This is a genomic window from Zhongshania sp. (genome assembly GCF_041623545.1).
Classification (GTDB): domain Bacteria; phylum Pseudomonadota; class Gammaproteobacteria; order Pseudomonadales; family Spongiibacteraceae; genus Spongiibacter.
Window position 1 is genome coordinate 1 of the sequence record NZ_JBFJWS010000158.1, and the last position, 7313, is coordinate 7313.

General features: G+C 52.5%; 7 protein-coding genes. 5 read left to right on the forward strand and 2 right to left on the reverse strand.

Annotation, left to right across the window (positions count from 1 at the left end; genetic code table 11):
- Window positions 1–689 (reverse strand): LysR family transcriptional regulator (locus tag ABYT30_RS13040; RefSeq protein WP_373096875.1); only part of this gene is annotated, 689 nt, incomplete at its 3' end.
- Between the two features lie 113 nt (window positions 690–802).
- Between ABYT30_RS13040 and ABYT30_RS13045 the strand changes: the two genes are divergently transcribed.
- Genes ABYT30_RS13045 through ABYT30_RS13065 form a run of 5 tightly spaced genes read left to right on the forward strand, consistent with a single transcriptional unit; the run spans window position 803 to window position 5406 of the window.
- Window positions 803–2023, forward strand: a complete 1221-nt coding sequence (locus tag ABYT30_RS13045; protein WP_373083587.1) for an acyl-CoA dehydrogenase family protein — start codon at window positions 803–805, stop codon at window positions 2021–2023.
- Window positions 2024–2075: 52 nt separating this feature from the next.
- Window positions 2076–2894 (forward strand): SDR family oxidoreductase, encoded by an 819-nt coding sequence (locus tag ABYT30_RS13050; protein ID WP_373096877.1) that lies wholly within the window; start codon window positions 2076–2078, stop codon window positions 2892–2894.
- Window positions 2881–3954, forward strand: a complete 1074-nt coding sequence (locus ABYT30_RS13055) for a phosphotransferase family protein (RefSeq protein ID WP_373096879.1) — start codon at window positions 2881–2883, stop codon at window positions 3952–3954. The genes ABYT30_RS13050 and ABYT30_RS13055 overlap by 14 nt, the downstream gene beginning before the upstream one ends.
- On the forward strand, window positions 3954–4646 hold the full coding sequence (locus ABYT30_RS13060; protein WP_373096881.1) for a histidine phosphatase family protein: 693 nt from the start codon (window positions 3954–3956) through the stop codon (window positions 4644–4646). Before ABYT30_RS13055 ends, ABYT30_RS13060 begins: the two co-directional genes overlap by 1 nt.
- Window positions 4647–4659: 13 nt before the next feature.
- The gene (locus ABYT30_RS13065) at window positions 4660–5406 is read left to right on the forward strand and encodes an SDR family oxidoreductase (protein WP_373096882.1); all 747 of its coding nucleotides are present in this window, start codon (window positions 4660–4662) and stop codon (window positions 5404–5406) included.
- A 204-nt stretch (window positions 5407–5610) separates the two neighbouring features.
- Here the strand turns inward: ABYT30_RS13065 and ettA are convergent, their stop codons facing one another.
- Window positions 5611–7272, reverse strand: a complete 1662-nt coding sequence (ettA, locus tag ABYT30_RS13070; protein WP_373096884.1) for an energy-dependent translational throttle protein EttA — start codon at window positions 7270–7272, stop codon at window positions 5611–5613.
- Window positions 7273–7313: the final 41 nt, after the last annotated feature.

Consider the following 7313-nt stretch of genomic DNA (forward strand, 5'->3'; position numbering starts at 1 on the left):
ATATGGCTGGCGGAATAATAGCTTTGGCCACGCAAAATAATATTTCGGTTTAGGCCTTTGCGATTGAGGGCGGCGTCTTCAATCACGCTACCACGGCTGCGGCCGGACACCGAAATATGCTGGGCCTGTAGGTAGTTTTTAAGACTTAGTGTTTGCTCGCCCAGGGGGTGGCCTTGGCGCATCATCACCCATAAATCATCTTTAAATAAAAATTGCTGGTGAATGCTCGGGTCAACGGCTTGGGGTATATCAATGGCCATCGAGATCTCGCCACTGATTAATTGACGGCTGAGCTGATCGCGAACCAAACGCTGGCTTTGCAGGCGTATGCCGGGTGCATATTCTTGTAATTGACTAATTAAACTGGGTAGGGCCACGAATTCAATTGGGTCGCCCATACTGATAATAAACCGGCGCTTAGACGTGGTGGGGTCGAACTGCTGACCGCGATGCAAACTCTCTTGGAGTGAAATTAATGAATTGCTGATGTCGGCGGCAATACTGTCGGCTAAGGGGGTGGGGGCGATGCTCCGGCCGCGGCGCACAAACAGTGGGTCGTCAAAGTGCATGCGCAAACGCGCAAGGGCATTGCTGACCGCGGGCTGGGTAATGTGCAGGTCTTTGGCGGCCTCGGTAAGGGAGTTGGCGCGGTAGACGGCGTCAAAGACTTTAAAGAGATTCAGATCCATAAGTCTCGCTATTTAACTTATTCACAATAATGATGATATAGCATTTATGAAATAAATTAGACTGATATTTAATCAAGCCGTATGTTTGATGGGATAATCGAGGAGAGTACGTCATGGATTTTAGTCACAGCCCCCGTTGCCAAGAATTAATCGACCAAGTGCGCGCCTTTATCAAGGACCGCGTAGAGCCCTTAGAGTCTGAATTGCTGCCAGCGATGCTTGCTGGCCGCCATGGCGGCGATTGGACTAAATGGCAGGTCGATCCGAGAATCGAAGAGCTCAAGGCTGAAGCCAAAGAGTTGGGTTTGTGGAATTTCTTTCTGCATGACGCTGAACGCGGTGCTGGCTTGTCCACCTTGGAATACGCGCCCTTGGCTGAAGAGATGGGGCGTTCGCATATCGCGCCACAGATATTCAATTGCAATGCGCCGGATACCGGCAATATGGAAGTGTTGTGGAAGTACGGCAGCGAAGAGCAAAAACAGCAATGGTTAGAGCCGCTGCTCGAGGGCAAAATTCGCTCAGTATTTTTTATGACTGAGCCAGATGTCGCGTCCTCAGATGCGACGAATATGGAAGCAACCATTATCGAAGATGGCGACGATCTTATTCTTAACGGCAAGAAATGGTGGTCTTCTGGTGTGGGTGATCCACGCTGCGAAATTGGCATTTTTATGGGGGTGAGTAACCCGGAAGCTGCTCGCCACAGTCAGCATTCAATGGTGCTGGTGCCGATGAAAACACCTGGTGTGGTTATTAAGCGTATGCTGCCGGTGTTCAATGCCTATGATGAGCCCGAGGGGCACGGCGAAGTGTGGTTTGAAAATGTGCGGGTACCCAAGAAGAATATGATCCTCGGCGCGGGTCGCGGCTTTGAAATAGCGCAGGGGCGTCTTGGCCCCGGCAGAATACATCACTGCATGCGGGCACTGGGCGCCGCAGAAAAAGCTTTAGAGCTAATGATTAAACGCGGTAAGTCACGGGTTGCCTTTGGTAAACCGCTGATTAATTTGGGCGGTAATCAAGAACGTATCGCCAACTTACGTATCGCTATTGATCAGGCGCGGCTCCTGACATTGTATGCAGCATGGAAGATCGACAACGTTGGCGCCTTATCAGCGTTAACCGAAATTTCTGCGATTAAAGTCGTGGCCCCGAATGTGCTGCAAGACGTAGTCGATGCCGCCATCCAAATTCACGGTGGCGCCGGGGTATCTAATGACACGCCCTTGGCGGGTATGTTTGCCATGGCGCGGGTGCTGCGTTTGGCCGACGGTCCTGACGAAGTACATCGAGGCCTGATTGCCAGAATGGAAATGGCTAAATACAAATAGTCCTATATAAATAAAAGCCAGAGGCATTGGGCTATGCGGGAGTAAATAGTAGATGACAGCAAAACGGGTTTTTATTACGGGTGGCGCCTCGGGCTTGGGCTTGGCACTGGCTAAATGCTTTGCCGACGCGGGTTACTGGGTGTGTATTGGTGACGTAAACGATGGTCGGGGCGCTGAGGCCTTGGCTGTATTGCAGGCTAAGACCACAGCGCATTACTGCCATTGCGATGTGACCCAAGAGAGCGCCTTGCAAACCGCTGCTGATTGGCTACTCAGTGAGTGGGGCGGCGTCGATGTCGTGGTCAATAACGCCGGCGTAGCAACTGCCGGTGGGATAACCGAATTTCCGCTCAGTGATTGGGAGTGGGTAGTCGATATTAATGTCTTGGGCGTGGTGCGGGGCTGCAAGGTTTTCGCCAAACTCATGCAGGCACAGGGTAGTGGTCACTTGGTCAATATTGCTTCCTTGGCAGGTTTGATTTCACCGCCGAAAATGGCTTCTTATTGCGCGACCAAAGCTGCGGTAGTGGCAATATCTGAGGTGCTAACTTTGGAGCTAGACCCAGACAATATTGCGGTTTCCGTGGTTTGCCCGAGTTTCTTTCGCACCAATTTGGCGGAGTCGGTGCGCGCCTCTGATCCTGATTCCCAAGCGGCTACCCAGCGTTTGGTAAACAAGGCTAAGCTCGGCGCCGACGAAATTGCCAGTCGCGTCTTCGCTGCCATTGAAAAACGCGAATTTTATATTTTGCCCCACCCCGAAGGGCGCAAAATTTGGCGGTTAAAACGCTGGTTACCGTTTCCACGCTTCCGCGCCATGATGCTAAAGCAAACCAATCGTATGATGAGTAAGCGCGATGCTAGAAAATAGCGCTTTAATTGACGTTGCCGGTGGTGTGCGCAGTGGCGAAGAGTTGGATATTGCGGCGGTGGATACGTGGTTAAAGCTGCATATTCCCGGATTAAGTGGTGAACCAGTAGTCACCCAATACAGCGGCGGTGCTTCTAACTGGACCTACCGATTGGAATACCCAAGCCACGACTTGATATTGCGGCGGCCACCCAAGGGCACCAAAGCCAAATCCGCCCACGATATGGGGCGGGAATATAAGGTACAGGCCGCCTTGGCGCCGGTGTTTCCCTATGTACCAGAGATGCTGGCGTTTTGTGATGACCCTGCGGTAATCGATTGCGATTTTTATGTGATGCGGCGTATTCCGGGTTTAATTCCCCGCGCCAATATGCCTAAGGGCTTGGTGCTTAGCACTGAGCAGACGCGGGATTTATGCCTGTCGGTGGTCGATAAACTGGTTGCTTTGCATCAGGTAGATTATCAGGCCGCAGGATTAGATTCTTTGGGTAAGGGCGAGGGCTATTGCGAGCGCCAAGTTAAAGGCTGGAGTGGACGTTACACCAAAGCCAAAACCTGGAATGTACCTTCGTTTAACAAGGTCATGGCTTGGCTTGACGAAAATACCCCTAGCGACGTGCGCAGTTGTGTAATTCACAATGATTTTCGCTTTGATAATGTGGTTCTCAATCCCGCTAACCCAAGCGCGGTGCTGGGTATTCTCGACTGGGAAATGGCGACCTTAGGCGATCCGCTAATGGATTTGGGCAGCGCCTTGGCCTATTGGGTGCAGGCCGACGATGACCGCTTTTTACGGTCTACTCGGCGCCAGCCCACGCACCTACCGGGTATGTTGAGCCGCGACGAGGTACTTAAGTATTACTGTGAAAAAATGGGTATAAAAGTCGATAACTGGGCATTTTATGAGGTGTTTGGCTTGTTTCGACTCGCGGGTATTATCCAACAAATTTATTACCGTTATTATCATAAGCAAACTGATAACCCAGCATTTAAAAATTTTTGGGTGGTGGTCTGGTATCTTGACCGCCGTTGCCGCCGCATAATTCGGGAGCGGGGCTGATGCCTGCCTTGTATCTAATTCGCCATGGCCAGGCTTCTTTTGATGCCGAAGACTATGATCAGTTGTCGCTTTTGGGCGAAAAACAGGGGAAGCATTTAGGGCAGACTTTTGCCGTAAATGGTTTGCAAGCACAGCACGTTATTTGTGGCGGTATGAAGCGCCATCGGCAGACGGCTGAGTCTTGTATCTCAGGTATGGGCGTCGATGTCACGTCGTTGTCCTGGCAAATCGACCCTGATTGGAATGAATACGATCACCTCGATTTACTGCAAGCTTATACTGCGCTACCCGGTGTTGGGGAACAAATGGTCGCAGATATGGCCGGTGATAAACCCCGCGCCGGCTTTCAATCTCATTTTGCCAAGGCGATGCAACGCTGGGTCAGCGGCCAATACGATAGCGACTACAGTGAGAGCTGGGCGCAATTTAGCGCGCGCATTCGCCGAGCAGTAGAGGCCGCTGCTAGCAGTACAAAAGGCAATGTCTTTGTATTTACCTCTGGTGGTGCTATTTCGGCGGTGTGCGGTCAGGTGCTGGGTTTAACCCCTAGCAGTACCGCCGAATTGAGTTGGCAGTTGGCCAATGCCGCCTATAGCAAAATTCTCTGTGGCCAGTCAGGTATGAAGTTGCTTAGCATTAATGAGCACAGCCACTTTGATGGCCACCATCGCGAACTTCTCAGTTATCGTTAACACGGAAAATATTATGCGCAAAAATATTCTTATTACTGGTGCAAGCTCGGGCTTGGGTGAAGGTATGGCCCGGGAATTTGCGGCGAAGGGTTGCAATCTGGCCTTATGTGCCCGTCGAATTGAGCCTATGCAGGCACTTAAGACTGAACTAGAGGCGGCCTACCCAAATGTAAAAATCTTTATTCGCGAATTGGATGTCTGTGATTACGACAAAGTCTTCGAGGTGTTTCGCGCCTTTCGCGATGATCTTGGTAGTTTGGATCGCGTTATTGTAAACGCCGGTATGGGCAAAGGTGCCTCTCTAGGCACAGGCTATTTTGAAGCGAATCGCCAAACCGCAGAAACCAATTTTATTGGTGCACTGGCACAGTGTGAAGCCGCGCTGGAAATATTTCGCGCCCAAAACAGTGGCCATTTAGTCACCGTGTCATCGATGAGTGCGGTGCGTGGCGCGGCGCGAGCGCTAAATGTTTACGCGGCGAGCAAAGCGGGCTTACGTAATATGACGGAAGGTATTCGCGCCGACATGATTGGCACACCAATTAAAGTCAGCTGCATACTGCCGGGCTTTATCCTCACGCCGATAAACTCCGGCCTTAAAAAGGCCCCGCTGCGAGTGGACTTAAAAACCGGCTGTGTGGCGATGGTAAAAGCCATAGAAAAAGAACCCGCTGAAGCCAAAGTACCTGGCTGGCCTTGGGTTGCAGTGGGTTTGGCGATGAAGGTATTGCCACTGAGTGTAGTGGCGAAGATGACTTAGCGCGGCGATTGCCGCGCTAGTCAGGCGTCTGACGCGGGTAGACGCTTGACGGGAGACGGTATACGCAAAAGATGGGCCCTCGCTTTCGCAAGGGCGACAAAGCTAATAACTCGGACTTCGATAATGTCATGCCCGCGAATGTGGGTATTTGTGAGCGGAGCGAATGTCTTTAAGCGTCTCCCATCTCCCGTCCAGCATTCAGCTTTACTTCAGCTTTTTATACTTCACCCGCTTCGGCCCCGCATTCTTACCTTTACGCTGTACAAAATCCTCGTGGTATTCCGTGTAATTACCTTCAAAGAACACCACGTCGCTGTCGCCTTCGTAGGCGAGGATGTGAGTGGCGATACGGTCGAGGAACCAGCGATCGTGGGAGATGACCAGGGCGCAGCCGGGGAAGTCGAGCAGAGCGTCTTCCAGTGCGCGCAGGGTTTCTACATCCAAGTCGTTGGAGGGTTCATCGAGCAGCAAGACGTTGCCGCCCTCTTTTAAGGTGCAGGCCAAGTGCAGGCGGCCGCGTTCACCACCAGACAACTCACCAACCCGCTTCTGCTGGTCGCTACCCTTAAAGTTGAAGCGGCCGATGTAGGCCCGCGACGGTACTTCATAACTGCCGATACGCAAGATGTCGTGACCTTCAGAGACGGCTTCCCAAACGGTTTGCTTGTCGTCGAGGTCGTCGCGCATCTGCTCTACAGATACCAGCTTTACGGTTTCGCCAATAACGATTTCGCCGCTATCGGGCTGCTCTTTGCCTGTCATCATCCGCAGCAGGGTCGATTTACCTGCACCGTTACCACCGATGATGCCGACAATGGCACCCGGTGGAATGCTGAAACTGAGGTCGTTGATAAGTAATCGGTCACCATAGCTTTTACTAACACCATTGACTTCAATTACTTTGTCGCCCAGACGCGGTCCTGGTGGAATATAGATTTCGTTGGTTTCGCTGCGGTTCTGGAATGTTTGCGAGTTCAACTCTTCGAAGCGCGCTAAACGAGCCTTACTTTTACTCTGGCGACCCTTGGCGTTGCTGCGCACCCACTCCAATTCGGCGGCAATGGTCTTTTTGCGCGAGGCGTCGGACTTGGCTTCCTGGGCAAGACGGGCGTCCTTGGCTTCCAGCCAATCTGAATAATTGCCCTCGTAGGGAATGCCGCGACCCCGGTCGAGTTCCAGAATCCAGCCGGCGGCATTGTCGAGGAAATAGCGATCGTGGGTGATGGCAACCACAGTACCGGGGAAGTCACACAAGAACCGTTCCAACCAGCCCACGGACTCCGCGTCCAAGTGGTTAGTTGGTTCGTCTAGCAGCAGCATATCGGGGTTAGATAGCAGTAAGCGACACAGGGCGACACGGCGGCGCTCACCACCAGACAGCTTGCTGACGTCGGCGTCCCAGGGTGGCAGACGCAGCGCGTCAGCGGCAACCTCCAGCTTGTGGTCGAGGTTGTGGGCATCGGTCGCCTGAATAATGTCTTCTAGCTCAGCTTGGCGTTTCGCCAAGGCGTCAAAGTCGGCGTCGGGCTCGGCATACGCAGCGTAGAGCGCATCGAGTTCAGTGAGGGCGTTTTTTGCTTCGGCAACACCATCTTCAACATTGCCGCGCACATCTTTTGTTGGGTCGAGCGCGGGCTCTTGGGATAAATAGCCAATTTTGGTGCCGGGCTGGGGGCGTGCCTCGCCGTTAAATTCGGTATCGACACCGGCCATGATGCGAAGCAGTGTCGACTTGCCTGAGCCATTGAGGCCGAGAACACCGATTTTGGCACCGGGGAAAAAGGATAAAGAGATATCGTGCAGAATTTCGCGTTTGGGTGGAACGACCTTGCTCACGCGATTCATGGTATAGACAAATTGCGCCATGTTGACTCCAGAGAAATTAGCGACAAGCCACTGTGGGGAGG